This is a genomic window from Synechococcus sp. A10-1-5-9 (genome assembly GCF_047716785.1).
Classification (GTDB): domain Bacteria; phylum Cyanobacteriota; class Cyanobacteriia; order PCC-6307; family Cyanobiaceae; genus Synechococcus_C.
In genome coordinates, this window is record NZ_CP180406.1 from 2,007,699 (window position 1) to 2,033,283 (window position 25,585).

General features: G+C 59.5%; 27 protein-coding genes. 13 read left to right on the plus strand and 14 right to left on the minus strand.

The window, feature by feature from the left end; genetic code table 11:
* Positions 1-3: 3 nt before the first annotated feature.
* Entirely contained in the window at positions 4-1,605 is a 1,602-nt protein-coding gene (locus tag ACLM45_RS10580) for an NCS2 family permease (RefSeq protein WP_415409215.1), read from the minus strand.
* 104 nt (positions 1,606-1,709) lie between these two features.
* Between ACLM45_RS10580 and ACLM45_RS10585 the strand changes: the two genes are divergently transcribed.
* The gene (locus ACLM45_RS10585; protein ID WP_415409217.1) at positions 1,710-2,216 is read left to right on the plus strand and encodes a TerB family tellurite resistance protein; all 507 of its coding nucleotides are present in this window, start codon (positions 1,710-1,712) and stop codon (positions 2,214-2,216) included.
* Positions 2,216-3,067, plus strand: coding sequence for a carboxylating nicotinate-nucleotide diphosphorylase (gene nadC, locus ACLM45_RS10590; RefSeq protein ID WP_415409218.1), 852 nt, complete (start codon positions 2,216-2,218; stop codon positions 3,065-3,067). Before ACLM45_RS10585 ends, nadC begins: the two co-directional genes overlap by 1 nt.
* 5 nt (positions 3,068-3,072) lie before the next feature.
* Here the strand turns inward: nadC and ACLM45_RS10595 are convergent, their stop codons facing one another.
* The gene (locus ACLM45_RS10595) at positions 3,073-3,504 is read right to left on the minus strand and encodes a cupin domain-containing protein (protein ID WP_415409220.1); all 432 of its coding nucleotides are present in this window, start codon (positions 3,502-3,504) and stop codon (positions 3,073-3,075) included.
* 119 nt (positions 3,505-3,623) lie between these two features.
* On the opposite strand from ACLM45_RS10595, the gene argS reads away from it, so the two are divergent.
* The gene (gene argS, locus ACLM45_RS10600; protein ID WP_415409221.1) at positions 3,624-5,396 is read left to right on the plus strand and encodes an arginine--tRNA ligase; all 1,773 of its coding nucleotides are present in this window, start codon (positions 3,624-3,626) and stop codon (positions 5,394-5,396) included.
* Positions 5,393-6,388 (plus strand): asparaginase, encoded by a 996-nt coding sequence (locus ACLM45_RS10605; protein WP_415409222.1) that lies wholly within the window; start codon positions 5,393-5,395, stop codon positions 6,386-6,388. The genes argS and ACLM45_RS10605 overlap by 4 nt, the downstream gene beginning before the upstream one ends.
* Positions 6,389-6,764: 376 nt before the next feature.
* Here the strand turns inward: ACLM45_RS10605 and ACLM45_RS10610 are convergent, their stop codons facing one another.
* Genes ACLM45_RS10610 through ACLM45_RS10620 form a run of 3 tightly spaced genes read right to left on the minus strand, consistent with a single transcriptional unit; the run spans position 6,765 to position 10,182 of the window.
* A complete protein-coding gene (locus tag ACLM45_RS10610) occupies positions 6,765-7,619 on the minus strand; it encodes a substrate-binding periplasmic protein (RefSeq protein ID WP_415409224.1) in 855 nt (284 codons plus the stop codon).
* Complete coding sequence (locus tag ACLM45_RS10615; RefSeq protein WP_415409226.1) at positions 7,616-8,494, minus strand: isocitrate lyase/PEP mutase family protein; 879 nt, start codon at positions 8,492-8,494, stop codon at positions 7,616-7,618. The genes ACLM45_RS10610 and ACLM45_RS10615 overlap by 4 nt, the downstream gene beginning before the upstream one ends.
* An 8-nt stretch (positions 8,495-8,502) precedes the next feature.
* Positions 8,503-10,182, minus strand: a complete 1,680-nt coding sequence (locus ACLM45_RS10620) for a protein adenylyltransferase SelO family protein (protein ID WP_415409228.1) — start codon at positions 10,180-10,182, stop codon at positions 8,503-8,505.
* Between the two features lie 186 nt (positions 10,183-10,368).
* Here ACLM45_RS10620 and ACLM45_RS10625 point away from each other — a divergent pair, with 186 nt between their 5' ends.
* The 4 genes from ACLM45_RS10625 (at position 10,369) to ACLM45_RS10640 (ending at position 13,422) form a co-directional block, all read left to right on the plus strand.
* Positions 10,369-10,824, plus strand: coding sequence for a hypothetical protein (locus tag ACLM45_RS10625; protein ID WP_415409229.1), 456 nt, complete (start codon positions 10,369-10,371; stop codon positions 10,822-10,824).
* 113 nt (positions 10,825-10,937) lie between these two features.
* The gene (locus ACLM45_RS10630) at positions 10,938-11,234 is read left to right on the plus strand and encodes a hypothetical protein (RefSeq protein WP_415409231.1); all 297 of its coding nucleotides are present in this window, start codon (positions 10,938-10,940) and stop codon (positions 11,232-11,234) included.
* A 262-nt stretch (positions 11,235-11,496) separates the two neighbouring features.
* The gene (locus tag ACLM45_RS10635) at positions 11,497-11,688 is read left to right on the plus strand and encodes a hypothetical protein (protein ID WP_415409232.1); all 192 of its coding nucleotides are present in this window, start codon (positions 11,497-11,499) and stop codon (positions 11,686-11,688) included.
* Positions 11,689-11,925: 237 nt separating this feature from the next.
* A complete protein-coding gene (locus ACLM45_RS10640) occupies positions 11,926-13,422 on the plus strand; it encodes a hypothetical protein (RefSeq protein WP_415409234.1) in 1,497 nt (498 codons plus the stop codon).
* A gap of 116 nt (positions 13,423-13,538) precedes the next feature.
* Here the strand turns inward: ACLM45_RS10640 and ACLM45_RS10645 are convergent, their stop codons facing one another.
* Positions 13,539-14,915 carry a hypothetical protein gene (locus ACLM45_RS10645; RefSeq protein WP_415409235.1) on the minus strand — a complete coding sequence of 459 codons (1,377 nt, stop codon included), beginning with the start codon at positions 14,913-14,915 and terminating at the stop codon, positions 13,539-13,541.
* Positions 14,916-15,105: 190 nt separating this feature from the next.
* Between ACLM45_RS10645 and ACLM45_RS10650 the strand changes: the two genes are divergently transcribed.
* Complete coding sequence (locus ACLM45_RS10650; protein ID WP_415409237.1) at positions 15,106-16,578, plus strand: peptide ligase PGM1-related protein; 1,473 nt, start codon at positions 15,106-15,108, stop codon at positions 16,576-16,578.
* Positions 16,579-16,593: 15 nt separating this feature from the next.
* Positions 16,594-17,706 carry a pyridoxal phosphate-dependent aminotransferase gene (locus ACLM45_RS10655; RefSeq protein ID WP_415409238.1) on the plus strand — a complete coding sequence of 371 codons (1,113 nt, stop codon included), beginning with the start codon at positions 16,594-16,596 and terminating at the stop codon, positions 17,704-17,706.
* A 7-nt stretch (positions 17,707-17,713) separates the two neighbouring features.
* On the opposite strand, the gene ACLM45_RS10660 is transcribed toward ACLM45_RS10655, so the two are convergent.
* From ACLM45_RS10660 to ACLM45_RS10690, 7 genes are all read right to left on the minus strand, one after another.
* Complete coding sequence (locus tag ACLM45_RS10660; RefSeq protein WP_415409239.1) at positions 17,714-18,457, minus strand: MBL fold metallo-hydrolase; 744 nt, start codon at positions 18,455-18,457, stop codon at positions 17,714-17,716.
* A 26-nt stretch (positions 18,458-18,483) separates the two neighbouring features.
* The gene (locus ACLM45_RS10665; protein WP_006042959.1) at positions 18,484-19,092 is read right to left on the minus strand and encodes an anthranilate synthase component II; all 609 of its coding nucleotides are present in this window, start codon (positions 19,090-19,092) and stop codon (positions 18,484-18,486) included.
* A 3-nt stretch (positions 19,093-19,095) separates the two neighbouring features.
* Positions 19,096-19,569, minus strand: coding sequence for a diacylglycerol kinase family protein (locus tag ACLM45_RS10670; RefSeq protein ID WP_006042960.1), 474 nt, complete (start codon positions 19,567-19,569; stop codon positions 19,096-19,098).
* On the minus strand, positions 19,547-20,149 hold the full coding sequence (gene ybeY / locus ACLM45_RS10675) for an rRNA maturation RNase YbeY (protein ID WP_415409240.1): 603 nt from the start codon (positions 20,147-20,149) through the stop codon (positions 19,547-19,549). Before ybeY ends, ACLM45_RS10670 begins: the two co-directional genes overlap by 23 nt.
* The gene (locus tag ACLM45_RS10680; protein ID WP_415409242.1) at positions 20,146-20,319 is read right to left on the minus strand and encodes a DUF3285 domain-containing protein; all 174 of its coding nucleotides are present in this window, start codon (positions 20,317-20,319) and stop codon (positions 20,146-20,148) included. The genes ybeY and ACLM45_RS10680 overlap by 4 nt, the downstream gene beginning before the upstream one ends.
* A 2-nt stretch (positions 20,320-20,321) precedes the next feature.
* Positions 20,322-21,450, minus strand: a protein-coding gene (prfB, locus tag ACLM45_RS10685; protein ID WP_415409243.1) for a peptide chain release factor 2 whose coding sequence is annotated in 2 segments (ribosomal slippage) — positions 20,322-21,374 and positions 21,376-21,450 — 1,128 coding nt in all. Because the reading frame shifts where the segments join, the coding sequence is not laid out codon by codon here.
* Positions 21,451-21,554: 104 nt separating this feature from the next.
* Positions 21,555-21,833: a hypothetical protein gene (locus tag ACLM45_RS10690; protein WP_415409245.1), complete on the minus strand. Its 279-nt coding sequence runs from the start codon at positions 21,831-21,833 to the stop codon at positions 21,555-21,557.
* 52 nt (positions 21,834-21,885) lie between these two features.
* Here ACLM45_RS10690 and grxC point away from each other — a divergent pair, with 52 nt between their 5' ends.
* Together grxC and gshB are read left to right on the plus strand one after the other, a co-directional pair.
* Entirely contained in the window at positions 21,886-22,140 is a 255-nt protein-coding gene (gene grxC, locus ACLM45_RS10695) for a glutaredoxin 3 (protein WP_006042966.1), read from the plus strand.
* Between the two features lie 23 nt (positions 22,141-22,163).
* On the plus strand, positions 22,164-23,090 hold the full coding sequence (gene gshB / locus ACLM45_RS10700; RefSeq protein ID WP_415409246.1) for a glutathione synthase: 927 nt from the start codon (positions 22,164-22,166) through the stop codon (positions 23,088-23,090).
* A gap of 4 nt (positions 23,091-23,094) precedes the next feature.
* Here the strand turns inward: gshB and ACLM45_RS10705 are convergent, their stop codons facing one another.
* Positions 23,095-24,534, minus strand: coding sequence for an isochorismate synthase MenF (locus tag ACLM45_RS10705; protein ID WP_006042968.1), 1,440 nt, complete (start codon positions 24,532-24,534; stop codon positions 23,095-23,097).
* A 70-nt stretch (positions 24,535-24,604) separates the two neighbouring features.
* On the opposite strand from ACLM45_RS10705, the gene menA reads away from it, so the two are divergent.
* Positions 24,605-25,585, plus strand: coding sequence for a 2-carboxy-1,4-naphthoquinone phytyltransferase (menA, locus tag ACLM45_RS10710; protein WP_415409247.1), 981 nt, complete (start codon positions 24,605-24,607; stop codon positions 25,583-25,585).

The window sequence follows — 25,585 nt, forward strand, 5'->3', positions numbered from 1 at the left end:
GGCTCAGGGGCTCTGACCACCGTCGTTCTGTTGCGGTAGCCCATGGGCGATCAGCATCACGAGGCTGACCGCTGCGTAGCCGATGGCCCAGGGTTGTCCTGTCCCCCAGCCGAGGTCGAGCGTGGTGTCCGACACGCTGAAGGTCCAGGCATGGATCACACCGAACCAGGCGAGGAGGGATGCAAGAGCGCTTGTGGCTGCTGCGGCCAGAAAGCGCTGTTCGATCACGTCCACCAGCATCGCGGCCAGCAGCATCGCCGTGATGATCTGCCCCTGTTCCAGGGCGAAGGCGCCGGCGGCCCAGACATCAGCCTTGGCCAGGGTCTGCACCAGCTCTGGGCCGAAGGGATGGTCAACGGTGCCGGCACCACCGGCGCGCAAGCCGGCTTTCAACAGTTGTGCCCCCCAGCCGGCCAGCCCAGGGAGCAGTCCGAGCACCACGGCAGGCGCGTGTCGCAGGGGTGTGGCCTGGAAGGCCTGAGCGCTGACGGCAATGCCGACATAGAAAACGATCGCCATACCGGCCTCGATTGGAATCACTTCCGCGACGAGACCAAACAGACCCAGCAGGCAGCCTGCCGCCATCACCAGGCCATTCAGCAACGAATACCCCGATCGGGCGCCAAGGGCTTTCCACGCCGGATGGCCGATGTAGATCGTGGTGGGGAAACAGGACCCCAGAACCGCGGCCGTGAGGGTGCCGATCCCGTCGATCAACAACGCGGGCCGGGCTGGATAGCGATCCCCTGCTGCGGCGGCACTCTCCAGGTTCTGAAGTGAGCCGATCACGTTGAACAGGCCCATCGGCAGGATGACCCCGATCCAGGGGATCAGATCGCCACGGCCCTGCCAGAGCGCGTCGATCTGCAGGGTGGGGATGTGTAGGCCCACCGCAGCCAGCGCGTTGTTGATCGCTGCTGAATCCGGCTGGATCATTCCGCTCGCCCACGCCAGGAGTGCTCCGATCAGCACGGCACTCAGCCCCGTGGGTAACGGCCAGCGAACCCTGCCGAAGTAGCCCACGAGAATCACCGCCAGGCTGCTCAGCCCGATCAACGGAAAGGAATACGTGCGCAGAAAGAAGGCCAGGGCAAGAAAGCCCAGCGCAATGCCCGCCAGAGTGGAGAGCAGAGCGGCTCGTGGAAGCCAACGCTGCAGCCGGGTCACCGTGAAGGCTCCGGCGACTTCGATCACGCCGGACCCCAGGCAGGCCATCACCCCGGCCTGCCAGGAGCGAGTGATCGCCTCGGCTTCACTCAGGCCACCCCCGAGAGCCGCGAGCTTGACGGGCAGCATCACCAGAAAAATGTACGCAAACAAGCTGATGGTGTTGATGCCGTAGGGCAGGGCCGTGCAATCGGTTCGTTGCTCTCGCCGGGCCAGCTGCATGGCCTGATTGGCATAGGCAAGGTTGCCCACCAGCAGGCTGATGCCTGTGGCAGGCAGGATCACACCAAAGAGAAGACGGTCGGGATAACCGAGAACGGTTCGACACAGCCCGAGGATCAGCAGGATGTTGATCAGGTTGTCGAGAGCCAGGGCGAGAAACCCATCGAGATCTCCAGGGCGCCAGGCCTTGAGAACGCGTGCCGGGAACCCAACCATGACCAAACCTGTGCCGGAGCATCCTCAGCTTGCTCCCCGACATTTCAATCGGGATGACTCGGCCCAAATGCTTCCAGAATGAGGCTCTGTTGTGCTGTTGGTCTGTGACTGATCCACTGGCTGCTCTCAAGCCCTCGCAGTGGGCCCAGTTGAAGGTGCTCTGCTGGATCGCCAGTGTGGATGGAGATGTGGCCACGGAAGAGCGGGCACTTCTCAGCAAGTTGTCAGAGCGTCTGCTGCCGCTGGAGGATCCGGAGGATGCCCTGGCGTCGCTCCAGGCTGACCCGGAAGCCGAACTGGATGCCTGGGTTGCTCAGCTGAAGACCAGCGACGACCGGATGGCGATGGTGTCGATGGCGTTTCAAATGGCCTGCAGCAGCCAGGGGCCAGAGGATGACGGTGCTATCAACGCCGCAGAGCGGGTGGCCTATCGGCGCCTCCTGGAGGCCCTCGACCTTTCGGATGCGCAGGTGCAGGAGGCGGAATGGGCTGCTCGTCAGGCTCTCAAGGAAACACCTGCCCTCCTCGATCGCCTCAATCAACTCCTGTTTGGCTGGGGGGCCTGGCCGTCGGTGGCTGCTTTGGAAGCCTCGGGCACCAGCTGGCTCTGATGGTGACTGCTCTGCCGATCACCCCCCAGCTCCACAGGCAGCTCGAGGCCTGGCTGCTGGAGGATCTCGGCCGTGGCGATCTCACCGCTGCCGCACTTCAGGGGTGTCGTGGGGCAGCGCACTGGATCGCCAAGGCGGACGGACAGTTCTGCGGTGGTGTGTTGCTCAGGCCATTGCTGCAATCGCTGGACCCTGGGGCTGAGGTGAGGCTGCTGGTGAAGGAAGGACAGCGGGTTGAGGCGGGGCAACGCCTGCTGACGTTGGAGGGTGAGGCTGCAGCTCTGGTGGGCGTTGAGCGCACAGCGCTCAACCTGGCGATGCGCTTGTCCGGGATCGCCACTGCCACAGCGGCCCTGGTGGCTCAGCTCCAGGGCACGGGTGTGCGTCTCGCTGACACCCGCAAGACGACGCCGGGGTTGCGCGTGCTGGAGAAATACGCGGTGCGCTGCGGCGGCGGGGTGAATCACCGCATGGGGCTGGATGACGCGGCCATGCTTAAGGAAAACCACATCGCCTGGGCGGGGGGTATCACGGCGGCCATCGCGGCCGTGCGCGAGCAGGCTCCATGGCCCACGGCTGTGATTGTCGAGGCGGAGACGGAGGCCCAGGCGCTGGAAGCGGTGCAGGCGGGCGCCAATGGGGTGCTGTTGGATGAGTTCACTCCCGAGCAGCTCACGCAGCTGGTGCCGCGCCTGCGGGACTGCAGCGATCGCGGGGTGGTGCTGGAGGCCTCCGGCATTCAGCCCGAGCAGTTGCAGGCCTATGCCGCCACCGGCATTGATCTGATCTCCACCAGCGCACCGGTCACCCGCAGCCGCTGGTTGGATCTGAGCATGCGCTTTTCCGCTTGAGAGCCTTAAGTCCCGTTGCCGAGGGGCGCCCAGGGCGGGCTGGTGTCCACCTGAACCAGCAGCAGCACGGCGTCTTCCGAACCAACCGTCCATGAGCGGTGACCACGGCCCGCGCGCGTGCCCTGGTCCCCTCCAAAGGACAGCGCACCGGGACCCATCGTCACGGTCTGTCCGTCCATGGTTTCAACGGCCCAGGAGCCCTGGAGGGGAACAATCCATTGGGGTTTGGGATTTTCGTGCCAGTCGTAGACGCCTCCCACCGGCAGCACCAGGGTGATGAGGGTGGTCATCTCCTTGCCATGGAGCGCTGACCAAAGGGGAGCGGCACCCTCCGCAAAGTGGCTGAATTGATGGCCCTCCAGGGCGTGCTGTGCCTGCCTGCTGATGCCGTCGGCATCCACCCAGACGCGCCAGTAAGGAATCGCTGGTGATGCCATTGCCGAACCATGAGCGTTGGCCTCGCTTTAGCGGTGGAGACAGGCGCGTGCCTCAGTTGCCATTCAGCGGTTGACAGTGCCGGGGGATGATCGGGCTTGCAAAGCCTTCTGCTTCTTCCATGCTGCGCATCGCCCAGGCCCTTGAAACCCAGTTGCGCGGTGCGATGCAGCGGGCCTTTCCTGAAACGGATGCGGGGCTGGACCCCCAGCTGGCCGCCGCCAGCAAGCCGGAGTTCGGCGACTTTCAGGCCAACGGTGCGCTGCCCCTGGCCAAGCCCTTGAAGCAGGCCCCCCGGCAAATCGCCACGGCGATCGTGGAGCAGCTGCAGGCCGATCCTGCCTTCACGGACCTCTGCCTGGAGCCCCAGATCGCCGGGCCGGGCTTTATCAACCTCACGATCCGTCCGGAGCGGCTGGCGGCGGAGGTGTCGGCACGGCTGGGGGACGAGCGTCTCGGCGTGCCATCGGTCAGCAACACGGCGCCGGTGGTGGTGGACTTTTCCAGCCCCAACATCGCCAAGGAGATGCATGTGGGGCATCTGCGCTCCACGATCATTGGCGACTCGATTGCGCGAGTGCTGGAGTTTCGCGGCCATCCGGTGCTGCGCCTTAATCACGTGGGCGACTGGGGCACCCAGTTCGGGATGTTGATTACACATCTCAAGCAGGTGGCGCCGGACGCCCTGGACACCGCCGATGCGGTGGATCTGGGAGACCTTGTGGCCTTCTACCGCGAGGCCAAGAAGCGCTTCGATGACGATGAAGCCTTCCAGTCCACCTCCCGCGATGAGGTGGTGAAGCTGCAGGGTGGTGATCCGGTATCCCTCAAGGCCTGGGGCCTGCTCTGCGATCAATCGCGGCGCGAGTTTCAGAAGATCTACGACCGGCTCGACATCCGCTTGAGCGAACGCGGCGAGTCGTTCTACAACCCCTTCCTGCCTGCGGTGATTGACGGCTTGAAAGCCGCCGAACTGCTGGTCACCGATGACGGTGCCCAGTGCGTGTTTCTTGAGGGTGTGCAGGGCAAGGACGGCAAGCCCCTGCCAGTGATCGTTCAGAAGAGCGACGGGGGCTTCAACTACGCGACCACGGATCTGGCGGCCATCCGCTACCGCTTTGGAGCGGCTCCTGAGGGGGATGGTGCCCGCCGGGTGGTGTATGTCACCGATGCCGGCCAGGCGAACCATTTCGCCGGGGTGTTCCAGGTGGCGGAACGGGCCGGCTGGATCCCGGACGGTGCGCGCCTTGAGCACGTGCCCTTTGGCCTGGTGCAGGGGGAGGATGGCAAGAAGCTCAAGACCCGCGCGGGCGACACCGTGCGTCTGCGGGATCTGCTCGATGAAGCCGTCGAGCGTGCCGAAACAGATCTGCGCTCACGCCTGAAAGAGGAGGAGCGCAGCGAGTCGGAGGCGTTCATCCAGCATGTGGCCGGCACCGTGGGTTTGGCGGCGGTGAAATACGCCGACCTCAGTCAGAACCGGATCACCAATTACCAGTTCTCTTTTGACCGGATGCTGGCGTTGCAGGGCAACACAGCGCCCTATCTGCTCTATGCCGTGGTGCGCATCGCTGGCATCGCCCGCAAGGGGGGCGACCTTGCGGCCACCAGTGAACAACTGCAGTTCAACGAGCCCCAGGAGTGGGCCCTGGTGCGGGAGCTTCTCAAGTTCGATGCCGTGATTGCTGAGGTGGAGGAGGAGTTGCTGCCCAACCGCTTGTGCACCTACCTGTTCGAGCTCAGTCAGGTGTTCAACCGCTTTTATGACCAGGTGCCGGTGCTCAAGGCCGAGTCAGAGGCTCTCCCCTCAAGGCTGGCGCTTTGCAGGCTCACTGCCGACACGCTCAAAGCAGGCCTCGGCTTGCTGGGGATTCCCAGCCTGGAACGGATGTGACTGGGCCCAGCATCCCACGCCTTCTGCTGCTCGGCACCGGTGGCACTATCGCCGGTACGGCTCCTGAGTCCACCCAGCTGAATCGTTACGCCGCGGGGGTGATCGGTGCTGAGGCGTTGTTGACAACTCTGCCTCAGTTGAATCGGCTCGCCGAGATCCAGGTGGAGCAGATCACCAATGTCGACAGCGCTGACCTTGGCTTCAACCACTGGCGCGATCTGGTGAGTCGTCTTAAGCAGATCCTGGCTGAGGATCCAGGTTTGGCTGGCGTGGTGATCACTCATGGCACCAACACGCTTGAAGAAACCGCCTGGTTGCTGCAGCTTCTTATTGATGATCCCCGGCCGGTGGTTTTGGTCGGAGCGATGCGGCCTGCGTCCGCTCTCAGTGCCGATGGGCCCCTCAACCTCTACCAGGCCGTGCAGGTGGCCTGCAGTGCTGATGCTCGCGGTCGCGGCGTGATGGTGGTGATGGATGGCCAGATCCACAGTGCCCGTGATGTTGCGAAACGCGCCACGCAGGGAGTTGGTGCTTTTCACAGTGCAACACGAGGCCCCCTGGGTTGGGTCGATGATTTCGGTGTTCATCTGTCTGGAGTGGAACGGAGCGCGTCGGTTCCTTTTGCTGGTCTGTCGCTTCCGACGATCTGGCCTCAGGTGGTGATCCTGCACGGATGCGTGCAACCGTCTGAAGCGTTGATTCCAGCGTTGCTGTCGGCTGGGGTGGAGGGGCTGGTGTTTACCGGGACCGGCGCTGGGCAATTGTCAGCAGTCGAACGGAACGCGCTTGCGCAATGGCAGGGTCCTCGGCCTCTCATGCTTCGTGCGAACCGTTGCGGGATGGGGCCTGTGCACCGCTGTGAGGATCACGCGCGGCTTGGTCTGCTGCCAGCGGGTGATCTCAGTCCCCAGAAAGCGCGGGTGCTGCTACTGCTGGCGCTGATCAACGGGGATGACCGGAACACGCTGGCTTCTCGACTCATGGTTGTTTGAGATCTGCGATTCAGGCTCGAGATATTGCGGCTACCGAGTTGATGGATTGGTGGACTTTTTTGCCAGCTTGCTTCCAGCCTGGCTGTGTCGCCTTCATAGTTCAGTCTTGATAATGCAATGTTGATAGATTGTTTTGTTGTCGGATCGAGATTGGCTCCAAAGATGAAGGCTTGTGGGGTTTTGTTTGGCATCTCGAGGGAGATCCAATAGTTGTCGGGTTCGTCCACGTTTTGAAGGACCTGTGTTAGAACAGAAACATCAGAAACGGTGTGATTTGCAAGTCCGGAGTCGAGCGCTTCGGGCAATGCTCCTTTGCGTTCGGTGGCGACAATGCCGCTGTGGCTTGCTTGATCGAGATTGTAGATTTCGACCTGATTTAACAACCAATCATGCATTTTTTGCCTGCGTTGACGGCGACACCTTCCGATAAAATTTTATTCAAATACGATTTGTTGATATTGTTGGCGTTCATTGGTTTGCGGTCTTCAAAAATCAACGCAGCGGTCGTGCCAACGAGAATGGAAAGAAACAGAATTCGGATCCCGCTCGCGAGCATGATGAGTGCATGAGCACGTTGATTTTGGTGCAGGAGTTTGTCGACTCCGCTGCCGAGCAGAAGCATGATCCAGGCCTTGGTGAAGCGGGTCGACGGTTTGCCGCTGAATCCACTCATCCCATCAAAATTTTTCTCCAGAGAAGCAACGCCTAGTGCCGACATTCCACTGATGACAAGCAGGGTAATCAGCGACGTTTTGATGATTGTGTCTTCAAGGAGCTGTGTTCCAATCCCGATTTTCAGGGAATTATTTTTTCGGCTTAGCATGCCGAGGCTGTCGCGGGTGTAGGGGACAGAGAATTCAACGAGCTCGAGTCGCTCGGGTGTGATTTTGTGGCAGGAGGCGATCAGGTCAACTGAGCCAAAGGCTGCGGCATCGACCGCTTGGCTGAAGGTGGGCAGCGAGACAATGGTGTATGGCCTGTTGATGTTCTCGGCGACGCGACGCCAGGCATCAATGGATAAACCTTCGTAGTTGTTGTTCGCTTCGTCAGAGCAGGGCAGATAGTTGTCAACTGTCCCAACCAGAAGATGCTCAGATGAATCAGTCGTTAACCCCTCTGCTTTGAGGGCTCCTGTTGAAACAGTGGCTGCGAGCCCCAGCACCAGTCCCACGCCGGTGAACAGTCTCTGCAATAGCTGATTCCTATGCATACCGTTTGCTGTTGATTTCATCCCCCCATGGCGTTGTCGGCTTCAAATCCAACCAGTGCTTTCAGTTCCTGAAAGCTGAGCATCGTCTCAGGAGTGTTGCCAGCTTTGAGGTCAGCCAGTGCTTTTCGCATCGCGAAGGCTGCCGTTGACAGCAGGGTGAGGGGGTAGGCCACCAGATCAAAGCCCATGGCACCCAGCCGATCGGGTTTCAGAAGCGGCGTGATGCCTCCTTCGAGCATGTTGGCCATGTGCAGACCGGGCACCTCCTGGCAAAACCTGAGCATTTCTTCCTCACTGCGGGGTGCCTCAAGAAACAGCACATCGGCGCCGAGTTGAGCGAAGGCTTTCAGACGCCAGAGTGCTTCCTCGAGGGCCCCTGTCTCGCCTTGGCTTTCATCCATGGCGGAGCGGGCATCCGTCCGCGCCACGATCACCAGATCGGCTCCCTGGTTGCGGGCCTCCACCGCTGCATGGATCCTCGCGATCGCAGTGTCGCGATCGACCACTTCCTTCACGCCAGTGTGCCCGCAACGCTTCGGGGCCACCTGGTCTTCCAGCATAATTCCGCCGAACCCAGCTTTGGCGAACTGGTGCATGGTGCGTTGCACGTTGGCGGCATTGCCATGGCCTGTGTCGCCGTCACCAATCACCGGGATCGACACGGCATCGCAGATCGAGCGTCCTTGATCGAGCATCTCCGTCACCGTCAGAAGACCGGTGTCGGGCAGTCCGGCGCGGGCGGCAGCCACGGAGAACCCGCTCACAAAGGTGAGCGGACAGCCGGCTTGCTCCACCAGACGTGCTGACAGGGCATCAAAGCAGCAGGGCATGACGTGGCAGGTGTTTTGGCGGAGCAGAGCTCGTAGGCGATCGGCCGCACCGGGTTGTGGGGGCATGGCGGCGGTCATGAGGAGCAGCTGTAGTGAGAAATTCCACCGGCATTGAACAGCTCACGCGGTCGCAACTGGCCGTATGTCGACAGAACGGCGTCTGATGGGTCGTCGTAGGGGTTGCTGAACACCTGCTGCAGCTCATGGATGAGGCTCATGTCTCCGAGCTCTGCTCGCTGGTAGGCCGGCGCGACCAGCCACTCGCGCCAGGTGATGGCGGGATTCACCTGCTGCATCGCTGCCGACGTCTCGCTGAGATTGCCTTGGGCTTCCAGGCTGCTGCGCCAGTGACCCAGCCAGCCCTGCCATCGGCCGGCGAGCTCGTCCGGGCAGGCCTGGTAGAAGCTCGGAGTCAGCTCGGAGACAGCGCTGGGAAGCGTCGACAGAAGGCGGAAGGCCTTGCAGTAGTCAGCTCCGGTTGTTGCCAGCAGCTGCAACAGTTCCGTCACCAGGGTGTCGTCGTAGGCCGGCAATCCGATTTTGCTGGCCCACATCGCCTCCATCTTCTGCTGCATCACTGCAGCAAAGCCGTCATGGAGTGCATCGAGCTCCTCCTGGGCTTGTCGATCGCCATCCAGCAGCGTGCGCAGAGATGACCAGAACATTTTGAAGTTTGTTTCCGCGGCCACGGGCTGGTTGAAGAAACAGAAGTGGGTCCCACCACCGGTCCAGGGTTGGAAGCGGGGATCGAACAGTTCGCAGAAACCGAAGGGTCCGTAGTCGAGGGTGTAGCCGCCGGCGGCACAGTTGTCGCTGTTGAAGTTGCCCTGGCAGTAGCCGACGCGCATCCAGTGGGCCACCAGTGATGTGAGCCGTTCTCGGAAGAGGTGGGCGAGCGCGATGACCTGTTTGTGGAATGGCTCGGCTGGATCAATCGCAGGCCTGTAGTTCCTCTTGATCAGGTGCTGCACGATCAGCTGCAGCTCCTGGCGTGCTTCGGGGTGGGCGTCGTTGCGAGCCCGGCGTGCGAACAGCTCGATCTGTCCGACCCGCAAGAAGGAGGGGGCTACGCGCGTGCAGATCGCGGCTGCGTTTTGCACCATTATGTCTGGATCGAAGGAGCGTGAGTTCTCCGAGTACCAGGGTCTGGCAACCGTTTCCGATTGGGAGACGTAAAGGCTCAGTGAGCGGGAGGTGGGCACGCCGAGGGCATGCATGAACTCTTGTGCCAGGAATTCGCGCACACTGGAGCGCAGAACAGCGCGTCCATCCGCACCGCGGCAGTAGGGCGTCGGCCCGCCGCCCTTGAGTTGCATCTCCCAGCGCTGGTCTTTGAACACTCCCTCAAAGACGGAGATGGCCCGCCCGTCGCCATAGCCGTTGCCGGTTCCAAACGGACACTGCTGGATGTATTCCGTGCCATAGATCGACAGGGCATAGCCGGTAGCCCAGCCCCAGGGATGCATGGGATCGGTGCTTGCTGACAGGTCTCCAGAGAACATTCTCTGAAAGGCGTCGTCATGAACCAACGCCTCACTCAGCCCAAGCTCATCGAACAGGACAGAACTGTGGGCGACGTAGGCGGGATCGGGGAGCGGTGTCGGCCTCACTGGCACGTAGTGACCCGATGTCACCTGCCGAGGTCGCAAATCGACTCCGTCTCTCGTTGCCTGTGGATCCGCCTTCAGCTGCTCTAACAAGGAATAGTCGACCCGCTGCCTGAACTCCTCAAAGCTGTTTGCTGTTGTGGGCATGAAGGCAACGGCGATTCTCCGATGCTATGAACTTTTGCGATCACCGTTCATTGGATCGAGACAACGCTTGAAGGGCTGTTTCGGGGCAGTGCATTCTTAGGTATCAGTACGGATCAGCGGCTTCAGCGGGCAAAAGCTGCTCACGGCGATAGTTATTACAATGGATACCGAACAATCTTTTTTTGAGTGGCGATTTTCGCCAACAATCCCCCCTTCACTAATCAAGCCGACCAAAGAAGATCCTCGAATGGATGGCAGATCCTGAGAAACATTAGTGCGGAGGCTGGTAATGATTTCATTGAAGGTAGACAGCGTCTGAGCTCCAACAGCAGCGGCATTGGGATTGAGATTTTTGGCAGCGTTTTGGATACAGAGTTTGGGAATGACACAGTTAAGTGCATTGCTCGCGCGAAAAATGGTGTGGCTACTGGCATTGATATCTTTGGAAAAACCCTGATCAATGGGAATGAGATCGGTGATAGTGCGATTGATTCCGGAGCTGATAACGACAAAGTGATCGGGCGAGGTAACAGTAGGACTGGAATTTCTTATGGTATTGAGATCAATGGCGGCAAGATCGATTCTGGTCTTGCTAATGACAGGATTACAGGCAATGGAAAAAGTAGGAGTGGTGATGCCTAGGCATCGCGCTGAATGGCAGTAATGCCGAAACGAAAATCGATACCGGACTTGGCAATGACAGTGTTGTAGGCAAGGCAAGAAGTCGCAGCGGCAATGCCTTTGGTATCAACAACTTGAGGAATAGCACCATTGATACTGGAGATGGTGATGGCACCGTTACTGGTGTTGCTTCAAGTGCCACTGGTGAAGCTGTCGGTATCTTCAACAATGGTGTGATCGATGGCGGCGCAGGCGATGATGTGTTTGATGCGTTAACAGGTGGTTGGGGTGGCAACGGTCGTGCTGATCTTGGCAGTGGCAATGACACTGTTAGAGGTTTTGGCAGCGGCACCTTTGACGGAGGTATCGGATTCGATACACTTATTTGCAAATCTGGCACTTACAACATTGCAAGAGTGGGAAGCCAGTAGGATCGCTTTGAAATAACACTTTCCTCTCTTCAAAACAGTCCGGTCATGACTGTCACTGAATTTGAATTTTTCGGGGAAGGTGATCAGCAGACGTCATTTGCGAGTGCTGTTGCTGCCGGTCAAATTACTTTTATCTAAAAGACCTTAGGGCTCAACGATTGAATAATTTTCCGGCCCTTCGTGGTCGGTTTTTTGTTGGCCTGGGCAACGTTGGAATCCCACCTGCTTCTGGGTTGTTCTTGGATGCCCGGGTTGATCACTCTTGGATGGCTTCATAGAGAATGCGCATGAGCATGCGAACGCCGTCATCGATCTTGAGTTCTGCATGGTTTGGAATGCCGATTTTGCTGAATTCCCTCAGGTCGTCGAGAAGTTCAGGGTGAAACTGGCAGGAGAAAGAGCGTCAAATGGATTTGGATTCGAAATCCAAAACTCTGTTATTGATTGCTTTTAAGGGTGGGGAGGAAATCTGATTTCCTGAGGAATTTCTCTTTGATTGGCATTGCCGTTTTGATTACCAGAAGCGGCAATGGATTGGAAATTTCTTGTATTCTTTTGAGGGGAATTGGTGGTTGAGGAAACAAAACGTTGTGCTTTGGTGATGGTTTGCTCAAATTGAAATGCGCGGGTTGACCAGTAAAAATTAATTGCCTAGAGAAGAATTAGGTTTAAAATTTCTAAGATGGCTTTTTTGACTAATGAGCCCTCCTTCACTAGTCGAGAAGACGTAAGAATTTCTTTTGATGGCTGGATTATTTCGTCTGGCGTAGGCGTTGATGCTTTGGGTGGTGGTGACATTGTTGAAGGTCTGGCAGCATCTGGCGACGGCGATGCTGCTGGAATCTTTATTTCCAGTGGGGCTCTAGATGCAGGCAATGGCCGTGACACCATTCAAGGCAAGGGCACCACTGCAGAAGGCGCAGTCACTGGTATCGAGATCATCCTCGGCGGCACTTTGCAAGCCGGTTTTGGTGACGACTATATTCAAGGCACGGCCACCACGAACCTCGGGGCTGCTGCTGGTATCGAGATCGTCAGTAGCACCCTTGATGCAGGGTCCGGCAGAGACACGATTGAAGGTAAATCCACAACTGGCGAGGGGGCTGCTGCTGGTATCGAGATCGTCAACGGCACGCTGAATACAGGATTGGGCATTGATTCAATCAAAGGTAGGGCCACCACTGGCGATGGCGCAGTCTCTGGCGTTGAAGTCACCCTCGACGGCACCCTTGACACAGGCTTTGGTAATGACACTGTTCAAGGGAGAGCAAGCACGGCCGTTGGAGCGGCTGCGGGTATCGATATCTTTAGGGGTGCTCTTGATACAGGCTTAGGTAATGACAGAATTGCAGGAAAAGCAATTTCAGGTGATGGCGCCGTTGCTGGTATCGAAGTTTTCCGTGGCACCCTCAATACAGGTTTCGGCATCGACACCTTTGATGGCCAAGCCACCACGGCCGTCGGTCCTGCCGCTGGTATCGAGATCGTCCGAAGCACCTTGGATACTGGGTTAGGGGCTGACATTATCCAAGGCAAGGGCACCACTGTTGATGGCGCTGCCTCTGGGGTAGAGATTGCTCGTGGCACCTTGAAGACACGGGCTGGTGGGGACATGATCATTGGCGACGCTGAAGGTCGTCGCGTTGCCTATGGAATCCTTAACTTCAACAACGGCGCTTTGATTGCTGGTGCTGGCGATGACACCATCACAGGCAATGCAGAAGCGCGTCGCTTTGCCTTTGGCATCTTCAACGACAGCACCAGCACCATAAAAACTGGATCTGGTAATGACGCAATCACTGGTACTGCCTCCAATGCTAAAAGAGAGGCCTTTGGAATCTTTAATGATGGCGTTATTGATGGAGGCGGTGGCAACGATGTGTTTGATGCCCTCAAGGATGGATGGGGTGGTGGCGGTACGGTTGATTTGGGCAGAGGAGATGATGTCCTAAGAGGTTTTGGTAGCGGTACCTTTATTGGTGGTAGTGGTTTTGATGCGTTGACTTTTAGCTCTGGTACTTACAGGATTGAGGATGTTGAGGCGCAGCGCGGGGTCTTTCAGATAACGCTCGATTCCCTTGAACCAAGCCCTGTTATGAATGTGGTTGGGTTTGAATTCTTCGGAGAAGGTGATCAGCAGACAAGCTTTGCAGCAGCAGCCTCTGCTGGAGAGATCATATTCGTTTGAAGAATTGAATACGTTGTCTGCTTTTCCGGCCCTTCGGGGCCGGTTTTTTATGAGTTGAGTTGGTTTTGCGCATCGGTTAGGTATTGTGCTGAGCTTATCCTGATTGCTTCTTGTCGCTAATCTTTGATGGCCTCGTAAAGAATGCGCATTAAAAGGCGTATCCCGTCGTCTTTTTTGAGTTCTGAATATGCGGGAATGCCGCTTCTGCTGAACTCTCTTAAGTCGTCGAGGAGTTCCGGGTGGAATTGGCACGAAAATGAGCGCCGAATGTTTTTTGTTTCAAAATCCATGTAACTGATGCATGTTGCTGCAACCTCGGTACAGAGTTTTCCCTGCACTGTTGTTGAACAGAGGATTTCCACTGAACTTGGTAGCTTAAGTAGCCATGCCAGTGGTGAAATCGCCACCAGTTTTCTCGAAGGTACAAGAGCGTGGTGAAGTTTTCTGTAGGCCCAATTGGCAAACAAAATAGCCTCTTCGTTGACTTCATCAGTGTGAAACATCACAATGTTTAAGTTTTTCTCGTAGCTGATGGAATGTTCGATGATTCCATCGTATTCCTCGCTTGATACGGCATGGGTAAGGATTAGTTCGCTGAAGCGGTGGCTTGGATGTTGTTTGTTGTGGTCGTAGTGAACCAGTTCGCAGTGGCCAGCTTCTGGTATTTCGTTAACTCCTACGGCGAACTGGGGGTCATCCCATCCGTAGGCTATTTCATCCTTGCCGCCCTTAATAATTTTGAGGTTTCTGCCAATGGATTCGATTTCTTTGCAGGTATCAAGAAGCCCTTTGAGCGTGTGAATATTTTCCTTCAGGGTTGACTCGCAGCAGTTGAGAATGTCCCTTGTCGCTTTTTGGATCAGATGAATGTGGGCTTGCGCTGCGAGTTGATGGCCAAGGCAGATAAACACAACCGGAGGTGTGCGGCTTTGTCGGGAAATGATGAGTTCCTCGCATAAGTTCTGCAGGTCCTGCAGGCTCCATTGACAGGCCTTGAATGTGTCTGCTTCGCGGACCGTGGGGTGGCCGCCTTCGACGACTACGGCCATGCAGCGACTTAGGGCTTGCAAGAGCAGTGACCGATCGATCTCTGGGCTGTCCCAGAGTGGGAAGAGAATCGAGTCACAATCGGCGATCCCTTGGGCAAGGCATGCAACATTTAGGGATGCTCTAACGGTTTCACCGCAACTGTTATGGCCAACGTGATCAGCTGGCTCAAGAATGCAGAGGCTATGGCGTAAAAGGTCATTATTTTCCAGGAGAGATCTCAAGTCTTTGTTTGTTTTTACAACTTTTTCGAGAGGGGATTGTTTGCCCCAGCCCTCCTGAATGTCGTCGTCTTGAATTGGGTATTCGACTCCGTTGAGTAAGTGGGGGGAGTCGCGATCATGCAGAAAATCCCCAATGAGTGTTTGGATTGATTCAATGCTTGATTGACCTGGCCGTAAAAAGCCTGGTTCCGTTCTCCAGGGCTGATGATTTGCTGCCTTCATTGAATCAATGCCTCGGATTTAACGGTGAATGCTTTGGCGGTTTGTTTTTGTCTGAACAAGCACGGTTTGCTGACTTCCCTCCTGAGCACGAGCAAACCTTGTTTTGATCTGGTCTACCGGGTCTGCTCCTGCAGACTGGTTTTAAGTCGGTCGTAGCGCCTGGCTTGTCGCTGAATTCAAGATTGAGGTTTTGAGGCTTTCCTTCCAGGATCTGCAGCGCCAGCTGCAACCAGACATCGCCCTGGTGGGACCAGGGAGTGCCCCCTGGGACGTGCTGGTGATTCCGTCTCTCAATATGAGCCAGGAGCAGATGGCGCTTGTTGAGGGAGCGCACCACTACGAGGAACGCCAGTTGTTCGAGCTCATTCGGTTGCGGCAGCCGCGGGCGCGCATGGTGTTTGTCACCAGCAAACTGCTGCCTGATCTGGTGGTGGATTCCGTTCTCGAGTTGCTGCAAGGGGTGCCGATCTCCCATGCCCGTCAGCGCCTTCAGCTGTTCGACACCGATGACGCCAGTTCAAGGCCTTTGGCTGCCAAGTTGCTGGAGCGACCACGGCTGCTGAAACGAATCGGCGACAGCCTGCGGCCGGGGCGCAGTTACCTGAGTTGTTACAACGTTGGCGATCTCGAATGCCGCTTATCGGAGGCCTTGCAGCTTCCCTTGATGGGCTGTGACCCCCAGCTGTCCAGCTGGGGCCATAAGGCTGGCGGTCGCGCCCTGTTCCGTCGCTGTGGGCTCCCCCATCCGGATGGATCAGAGTTGGTGTTTAGCTTCGACGGTCTGCTTGACGCCAGCCTGGATCTGCTGGAGCGCAAGCCGGGGTTGCGCCGGGCGGTGGTGAAGCTCAATCAGGGGTTCAGTGGCGAGGGCAATGCCAGGCTCGAGCTGGAGCCGCTGCAGCTTCAGGCCTGTTCACCGCAGGAGCGCCGTGACCGCCTCAGGCTGGCTCTGGAGACCCTGCCCATGCCTGCGGCTGGATGGCGCAGCCAGCTGCAGGATCAGGGGGCACTGGTGGAGGAATGGCTGGAGGGTGGTGAGGCGATCTCCTCCCCCAGCGTGCAGGGTGTGATCCTTCCCGGCGGCTGCGTGGAGGTGCTCTCCACCCATGAGCAGCACCTCGGCGGTGCGTCCGGCCAGGTGTATCTCGGTTGTCAGTTCCCGGCCGATCCGGCCTATCGGCTCGAGCTGCAGCGCTGGGGGCAGGCGGTTGGCGAGGCTCTGGCTGGGCTGGGGGCGTTGGATCATTTCTCGGTGGATGGGCTGGCCCGGCGTTTCGGTGATCGTTGGGATCTCCAGGCCATTGAGGTCAACCTCCGCAAAGGCGGCACCACCCATCCCCATCAGGTGCTGCGCTTTCTCAGCAATGGCCACATGGATGCTTCCACCGGTGCCTTCCTGTCTCCCCAGGGCAGTGAGCTGCACTACCTGGCCACAGACAACTTCATGCATCCCCAACTCCGTGGCCTGCTGCCCATGGATCTGATCGATGCCGTGGCGGAGGCCGGTTTGCATTACGACGCCCTCAAGGAGAGCGGAAGCGTGTTTCATCTTCTCGGTTGTCTTTCAGAACACGGCAAGCTGGGAATGACCTGCATCGGCACCACCCTGGCGGAGGCTCGGGAGGTGGATGCCCGCACGCGGGCCCGGCTGCTGGAGATGTGACGCGTTGTCGAGGCCATGACCGGATTCACTCCACCGTTTCCTCCCCCTGCCGCCCGCGCTGAGGTGGAACGCCTCAAGGGGTACAGCGCTCCCCTGGAGGGGCGTCGTGGTCTGCTGCGTCTGGATTTCAACGAAAACACCGTTGGCCCCAGTCCGAAGGTGGTGGCTGCGATTCGAGCCTTCCCCGAGGAACTCATCGCGGTGTATCCGGAATACGACGGACTGCGCGAGGCGTTGATCGCCAATCTGAAGGCGTCGAAGGAGGGCCTGCGGCATCCCCTGGCTCCTGAGCAGGTGGGGGTGTTCAACGGCGTGGATGCGGCAATCCATGCCGTGATTCACGCCTATGGGGCTCCAGGCGACACCCTGCTCACCACCAGTCCAACCTTCGGGTACTACGCACCCTGCGCCGGCATGCAGGGGATGGTGATCGAGGCGGTGCACCACGCAATGCCCGGCTTCGTCTTCCCTCTGGAAGCGATTCGTTCCGCTCTGAGCAGACGGCCCAAGATCCTGATGCTTTGCAATCCCAACAACCCAACAGGGACCCGTCTTGCAGCGGATCAGGTGCTGGCGCTCGCAGCGTCTGCCCCAGACACGCTGGTGGTGGTGGACGAGCTCTATGAAGCGTTCACGGGAGACAGCGTGCTGCCAGTCGTCGATTTCCAGACACAGGCCAATGTGTTGGTGCTGCGGTCCCTCGCCAAGACAGCGGGTCTGGCTGGATTGCGCCTGGGCTTTGCCATTGGCCACCCCGGAGTTGTCGACAGGGTTGGCCGCGTCACCGGACCCTATGACGTGAACAGCCTGGCGGTGGCGGCGGCGTTTGCGGCCCTGGAGGACCAGGCCTATACCAATCAGTACGTTGAGGAAGTGCTACGCGCGCGTAACTGGATAGTGACTGAAATGACACACTCGCGTGTTGTTTTTCACTGTGACGGGGGTAATTACCTGTTGGTGTGGCCGCAGCGGCCTGCTGATGAGGTGGAGCAGGCTCTGCGCTCTCAAGGAATCCTGGTCCGCTCGATGTCCGGTAAGCCTCAGCTCGACGGATCCTTGCGGGTGAGCATCGGTACCCGCGAACAGATGCAGCGGTTCTGGCAGGTTTACAGACAGACCATGGCCTGATCCAGGATCAGCGCATCACATCGATCACAGTGTCGTCTCCGAGGGAGCCAGGCAGGGACAGCGTCGTCCCCACCCGTTGAACCTTCGTTCCTCCCATGGCATCGAGGAAGGACTGCACGCCACTTTGATCACAGCCCTGGGGCGCATCGCCGCTGACGTATTGCACGGGAATCACCCTCCGTGGATTCAGCTGCCTCACCACATCGGCGGCTTCCACGCCGTCGTAAACTTTCCCGCCGCCGCCCACGCCGATGATCAACACATCGGGGCGGCCAAGAAGCACTTTGTCTTCGCCGCTCAAGGGGGCTGCGGTTCCTCCGAGATGGGCGAAGCTCAGGCCACCCTGTTGCCAACGCCAGAGCGTGGCATTGCCGAAGCGCCTGCCTCCGACACGGTCGTGGGGGGCTGAGAAGCCCTCGAGGTTCAGCCCGCCGACTCGATAGGAGCCTGGCTTCACCAGATAAGTACCACCCCCGACCCGGGCCCCTTCGTCAGGCAGCTCAGAGCTGGCGAGTGTCACGGTGGCGTTCACGCGCGGTTCCCGCAATCCTTTGGCACAGCCAACGGCCTTGAAAGGATTCACCAGAACGGAACGTCCACCACCGCGGATCAGCAGGGCGCTGTGGCCATAGCTGGTGATGGTCACTCCTGCGGCCTGGGCGGCAGGGACGGAGACTGAGGTCAGTAGAGCAGTCGCCGTTAGTGCCGCAGCCATGCTGCCGGCACTCCGTCTGTGCAGGAGATCGGTCATGGGGGCATACCGGAGGGCTTTGGAAGCTAGCAGTGCTGTAAGCGACTTTCCGCTTGCTGCAGGAAGTTGGCCAACAGGTTGTGGCCGGCTTCGGTGAGCACACTTTCAGGGTGGAACTGAACCCCTTGCAAATGGTGGTGGTCGCGGTGGCGCAGTCCCATCACGGTGCCGTCCGCCAGTTCAGCGGTGACCTCGAGGCATTCAGGCAGGCTGCTGCGTTCCGCGATCAGACTGTGGTAACGGGTGGCGGTGAGTGGTTGAGGTAGGCCTGCAAACACCCCCTCTCCGCGGTGATGCACAGGGGATGTCTTGCCATGCATCAGTTCAGAGGCACGGATGATCCGGCCGCCATAGGCCTGAGCCAGGGCTTGATGCCCCAGGCACACGCCCAGGGTTGGGATCTGAGGAGACAACTGCTTGAGCACATCCAGGCACACCCCGGCCTGATCGGGATCCCCAGGCCCAGGAGACAGAAGAATGGCATCGGGCTTGAGTGCACTGATCTCCTCAATGGTGAGGGCGTCATTACGCTCCACCCGCAGCTCGGAGGCCAGGGGATGCTGGGCCGCCAGCTCACCGAAGTACTGCACCAGGTTGTAAGTGAAGCTGTCGTAGTTATCGATGACAAGGAGCATCGTTCAAAGGCTGAGACGAAAGATCAGAGGAGGTAGTACGAGCAGCAGGGCGATCAGCAGCGAGCTGAGGGCCGCCACCAGTACCGCAGCCGCAGCGCAGTCCTTGGCGATCCGAGCCAAGGGATGGAAGCGGCGGCCGATGGCTAGATCCACCACCGATTCAATGGCGGTGTTGAGCAGCTCGAGCACCAGGACAGCGGCCACGGTGAGCACCAGCACGGCGAGCTGAATGGCAGGCAGTTGAAGCCAGAGCCCCAGGCCGAAGACCACCGAACCGATGCTCACATGAATGCGGAAATTCCTCTGGCTGACAAACCCATACGCCAGGCCCTGGGCGGCATAGCGGAAGCTGGCCGGTAGGTCGCCAGCAATCCGCCAAGCGCCTCTTTGGGCGGCTCGATGGGCTTGCTTGGTGCTGCGCTGGCTGATCTCCTCGGACAACGGCGCTCCGTCTTCAGGGTTCAGCAGTGATTTCATCTGCTGTTTCACAGTTGATCTCACCGTGGGATTGAACATTAACGGCCATGGCAAGCAGGCGCTCTTGACAGGCAATCATCGCGTTCAAAGTTGTCTCATCGGGGTGATCCCAGCCGAGGAGATGCAACAGCCCGTGACTGACGAGCCATTGCAGCTCCCTCTCCAGGCTGTGTCCCTGCTCGATCGCTTGGCGCGCTGCCGTCGGCACGGAGACGACAATGTCTCCGAGCTCCAGGGTTGTCGCCTGCTGGAGCGGCATCTCCGACTCAAGTGCTGCAAACGACAACACATCCGTTGCCTGTGGCAGGCCACGCCAACGGCCATTGAGCTCAGCAATCTCTCGATCGCCTGTCAATTGCAGGCCCAGGCTGACGTCCAAACAGTCCCTCAGTTGGGGTGCTGTTGGATGCTCCCAGCTCTGCTTCAGCGCCTCAAGCCAACGACAGAGGTCGCTTTGCCAGGGCTCCGGGTTCTGCAGCCGTCCGGTTGAGGCCAACATTCTCAAAGTGTTGATCTGGGCGTCGTCAGCACCTGTAAAGGCCAGGTCGAGAACGACCGGATCGCGCCGTCGTGCGCTCATTGCGGAAGGGTTGGGCGACCCAGCCAGGCCACCACAAGGATGAATCCAATGAAGCCAGCGGCGGTGAGTCCGAAGTGGAACAGGCTTTTGCTGCCTTTGCGCACCATGTTGCGCATCGCCTGTTTGACGAAACTCGGCGGTGGGGTGGTGGGTCCTTCCTTCTCGGGCATGGTCAGCTGTCCTCCTCCTGGCCGGGGCTGTCGACACCTTGACGCAGCAAGGCCTGGATAAAGGGCTCCAGGTCGCCATCCATCACGCCTTGAACATCATTGGTTTCCTCCTGGGTACGCAGATCCTTCACCATCTGATACGGGTGAAACACATAATTTCTGATCTGGTTGCCCCAGGCCGCTTCCACGATGTCGCCGCGGATATCGGCGATTTCAGCAGCTCGCTGCTCCTGGGCGATCACCAGAAGTTTGGCCTTGAGAAGGGCCATGGCCTTCTCTTTGTTTTGCAGCTGGGAACGCTCCTGGGTGCAACGCACCGCCAGGCCCGTGGGGATGTGCAGGATGCGAACCGCGGTTTCCACCTTGTTCACGTTCTGACCGCCAGCACCTCCGGATCGTGAGGTTGTGACCTCCAGATCCTTGTCAGGGATATCGATGTCGACATCCTCCTCCAGCTTGGGCATCACCTCCACGCCGGCGAAGCTGGTCTGCCGCTTGTCGTTCGCGTTGAACGGAGAGATACGCACCAGGCGGTGTGTTCCTTTTTCATTGCGTAGATAGCCGTAGGCGTAACGACCCTCGATTTCGATCGTGGCGCTCTTGATGCCCGCTTCCTCTCCTTCACTGAGTTCGTCCACCGTCACTTTCATGCCGCGGTCCTCAGCCCAGCGGGTGTACATGCGCAAAAGCATCTGGGCCCAGTCCTGGGCGTCGGTTCCTCCAGCACCGGCATTGATGGAGAGCACGGCTCCTTCTTTGTCGTACTCACCACTGAGCAGGCGTTCCAGTTCCCAGCGATCCAGGTCACGGCGCAACTGGTTCAGGCCACCTTGGGCTTCGCCCAACAAGTCTTCGTCGGGTTCAAGGTCGTAGAGCTCAAGCGTGGCCTGTGCGTCGGAGACCGCGCCCTGCCAAGTCTCCAGCTGTTGCAGCATCGCCTTCACCTCATCGAGGCGCCGCATCTGCTTCTGTGCGTTCTGTTGGTCGTCCCAGAAGTCAGGCTGAGCAGCCAGTTGTTCGAGGTCCTGCTGCCGTGCGTTTAAAGCAGGAACGTCAAAGACAGTCCTGGGCATGGCCCAGGCGGTCAGTGAGCTCGGAGAGGTCGCGCTTGAAGTCGGTGAGATCGAGCAAAGGTGCGCTGAGGCAATATTTTCAGACCCTATCTCAGTGAGTAACGCCCTTGCTCAGCAGTGAACAGGGGATCAACTTCGGGGCACGCTGGGCTGGCTTCTGGTTCAGCAGGTCCTGCATCCGAGCGTCAATCCAAACAGATGCCATCCGTTCGATCCCTTCACCAGGAGGTAACCGATGCCCACGGCGAGCCAGTGGCTCACCGCTTTGATCAGCCTCATCACCACGAGGCCACCGAACAGGGTGCCCAAGACTCTCGTCCGCGCTGCCTTCAGCGAGGCTTCAGAGCCTGCAATCACGAAGAGACCCGTGGCGAGGAAGCCTGCGAACCCCACCTTTAGAGCGTTGCGGATCTGCCGGGCTGATGGTGAATGGATTCCCATCGCTCCGAAGCGGTCTGCTCTGCATAGGATTCGGGTTCATGATGAATGCTCCATGCCGAGCGTCGAGATCTACACCTGGCGCACCTGTCCGTTTTGTATCCGTGCCAAGCAGCTGCTGGATCGCAAGGGCGTTGCTTACACGGAGTACTCCGTTGACGGCGATGAGCCGGCCCGCGATGCCATGGCTGCGCGAGGGAATGGCCGCCGCAGTGTTCCCCAGATCTTCATCGCAGATCAGCACATCGGGGGATGCGACGAACTCCACGCTCTTGAAAGGGCCGGGACACTCGATGCTCTGCTCTCCTGAGGAACGGATTCACTGATCTCGTGATGCGCCATCTGTTCGTGCTGGATCCGCTGGAGCGGATCAACCCCGCCAAGGACTCCACAGCGGCGCTGATGCAGGCGGCCTTCCGCGCGTCTTTGGAGGTGTGGGCTTGCACCCCTGCTGATCTCATCGCCCTCGGTGATGAGCCTCTGGCGATGGCGGCCCCGGTCCAGCCCGATCCTTGGGTGAGGGCCGGAGACCGTGAGCGCTTGCCCCTCAACACCTTCAAGGTGATCTGGATGCGGAAGGACCCGCCGGTGGATGAGGCCTACCTCTATGCCACCCATCTGCTGGATGTGGCTGAGCGTGCGGGTGTGTGTGTGCTCAACAGACCGTCCTCCTTGCGGAGCTGGAACGAAAAGCTGGGCGCCCTGCGATTCAGTCGCTGGATGGCCCCCACCCTGGTCTCCGGCCGGGTTGGAGAACTGCAGGCTTTTGCGGAGGATCAGGGGGAAATCGTTCTCAAGCCTCTGGGTGGCAGGGCTGGCCTGGGGGTGATTCGGGTGTCATCGCAGGCGCCGGGGCTGGGCGCTTTGCTGGAGCTGGTTACTGAGCAGGAACGTCTTCCCGTGATGGCGCAACGTTTTCTGGCCTCAGTGTCCGAGGGCGACAAACGCATTCTTCTGGTGGATGGTGAGCCGTTGGGAGCGATCAATCGCCGTCCTGCGGCCGGTGAATTCCGCAGCAATCTTGCTGTGGGAGGTCAGCCGGAGCCCACCGTGCTCAGTGAACGGGAATGTCAGATCTGTGCCGCGCTAGCCCCAGCACTGCGGGCCGAGGGGTTGTTTTTTGTGGGCATCGATGTGATCGGTGGGATGCTCAGTGAGATCAACGTCACCAGTCCAACCGGCATTCGAGAAGTGGAACGGCTGATGGATCAACCCCTTGCTGATCAGGTGATTGAGCGGCTGCAGCAACTTCGCAGCTAACGCTTCACAGGCGAGGCAACGGAGGATCGAGAGGGTTGGAACCCTGTTGTGATTGGAGGTCCAACTGATCGGCCAGCACGGTCAGTTTGAGAGCAACTTCTTGCAGTTCCCGTTCCGCCACTGACCCCCTCACCAGTCCGGCTCCAGCGGTGAGGTCGAGTTGAGAACCGTGGGCGTGGCCGCAGCGAATGGCGACTCGCAGTTCGGCGTCGCCGGCACTGTCAATCCAGCCGATTGGAGCCGCATAGCCTCCGCGCTCGAAGGGCTCAAGGCTGCGCAGCCAACCCATGGCCTGGCGTCTGGGTAGACCGGCTACCGCTGGTGTGGGGTGCAGGGCACCAGCCAGACTCAGCGGCAACTGTTCCTCGGCCGCCGCTGTAATTGGCGTGTGAAGATGCATCAACCGTCCGTGCCGAGCGAGTTGGGGGCGCCTTGGTCTGCGGGGGGTCAGCCCGAGGCTCTTCAGGTGATCAGTGATCGCCTGCACCACTAATTCATGTTCTCTGCGGTCCTTCTCGGAATTCAGAAGCGACTCTCCGGTTTCAAGCCGACCGGCTGTCCCGGCCAGAGCATCGCTGCGGAGTTGTCCATTGCGCAGACTGAGCAACCGTTCAGGAGAGGCTCCAAAGAAGGAGTCCTGCGCGTCACGCTGCCAGAGGAAGCGACAGCTGCCGGCCTGCTGGTGCCGCAATCGATCAAGCAGCGGCAGGGGATTGAGGGGCGCGCTGAGTTGAATCGATTGCCGAACGGCCAGCACGAGCTTGTGGAGTTCACCCTGGTTCACCAGCTCCAACCCCCGTTCAAGGGCCGACGCATAGCGCGATTCCCAATCGCCAGGGCTAACACTGCCCCGCACCGTTTCCGGCCACGGTTCTGACAGCTGGGGCTGGGCTTGAAGCCGCTCGGCCATCAACCAAAGCGTTTCGATCAGCAGGCGGACGTCTTCGATTTCGTGGGCGACCCCGTGGATCCGAAGCCAGCACTGGCGACCCTGACGACTCAGTTGCCATCGGGGCAGCACGGCCTGCACGGAGGGCATGCCTCCCCTGGGCTGCTGTTCGCTCGGCTGCTCGAAAAACGAAAAGGCCAGCAGGATGCGGGATCGGGCCTGCGCCGGTGCATCCGGAGAGCCTTCCACGACCCTGCAAAGGGTGGCATCGCAGAAACGCTGTGCTAGTTCGAATCGTTTCGGACCGGCGAGATCCAGGTGGTGGCAGCGACCAGACGCGGCCAGGCACAGACCCGGTGCCCCGTCCCAGAGGAAGCGGAAGGGGTCGGAGGATCGCAGGTCTGGCAGGTGCCTCAGGGGATCGAGGCCGCCGATGGGGACGGCCAGACTCATTACACAGTCCTCACCCTGGCGCTGCTCCCAGGCCTGCAGGGCCTGCTGGAGCCGATCGCCGAAGCGCATCGCCATCGAGCTGGGGAAGGACTCGGCCGACATCCGGGCGGCAGTGTTGAAAGGGTGCTGCTCAAATGTATGAGTCTCGATGAGGACTCAAGGGGTCCAGTCCATGTCAGATCGCCAGGCTGTTGCAACCCTTCACTCCCCGGATGCGGAACGGCGGCGTCTTTGGAAGGCGGCTATCAAGTGGCCGATGTACTCCGTGGCGGTGATGCCCATGCTTCTGGCCCTGGGCTGGAGGATCGGCGCCGGCCTTCCGGTGCGTTGGGGACAGGCCATCGCATTTCTTGTGGCAGCCGTCTTGCTGCTGCTCTGGGAAAATCTCAGCAACGATCTATTCGATGCCGACACCGGGGTGGATGTTGAGGGCAAACCCCATTCCGTGGTGGCGTTGTTGGGACGACGACGGCCGGTCCGCCGGCTGGCGCATGGCGCCCTGGTGGCGGGATTGCTGTTGATGGCGGTGATCGCCTTGCGCAGCAGCGTCTGGGTGCTGGGCCTGGTGCTGCTGTGCTGCCTTCTGGGTTACCTCTATCAGGGTCCTCCCTTTCGTTTGGGATACCTCGGACTGGGTGAGCCCCTGTGCTGGATGGCCTTTGGTCCACTGGCCACTGCATCAGCTCTGATGGTGCTCACCCCGGTTCAGCCTGTCGCCACGATGGCAACGGTGCCCTGGGCCTCAGCCCTGGCGCTCGGATCGGGTCCTGCGATCGCCACCACCCTGGTGCTGTTCTGCTCCCATTTCCATCAGGTGGAGACGGATGCTCGTCACGGCAAGCGCTCGCCCGTGGTGCGGATGGGAACGGCCCGCGCTGCGGCGCTCGTTCCCTGGTTCATTGCGGGCACCCTCGCTCTGGAATGGGTGCCGGTTCTGGATGGACATTGGCCGCTGACGGCCTTGCTAGGAGGCCTGGGCTTGCCTGCAGCTTCAGCTCTCATCCGTCTGCTGCGCGACCACCACCGGGATGCGGAGAGGATCGCCGGCAGCAAATTCCTGGCCCTGCGCTTCCAGGCGCTCAATGGGGTGGGGCTCAGCGTCGGCTTAGCGATCGGACCCCGGTTCGAGGCCGCTGTTCATCAGCTGATCTGA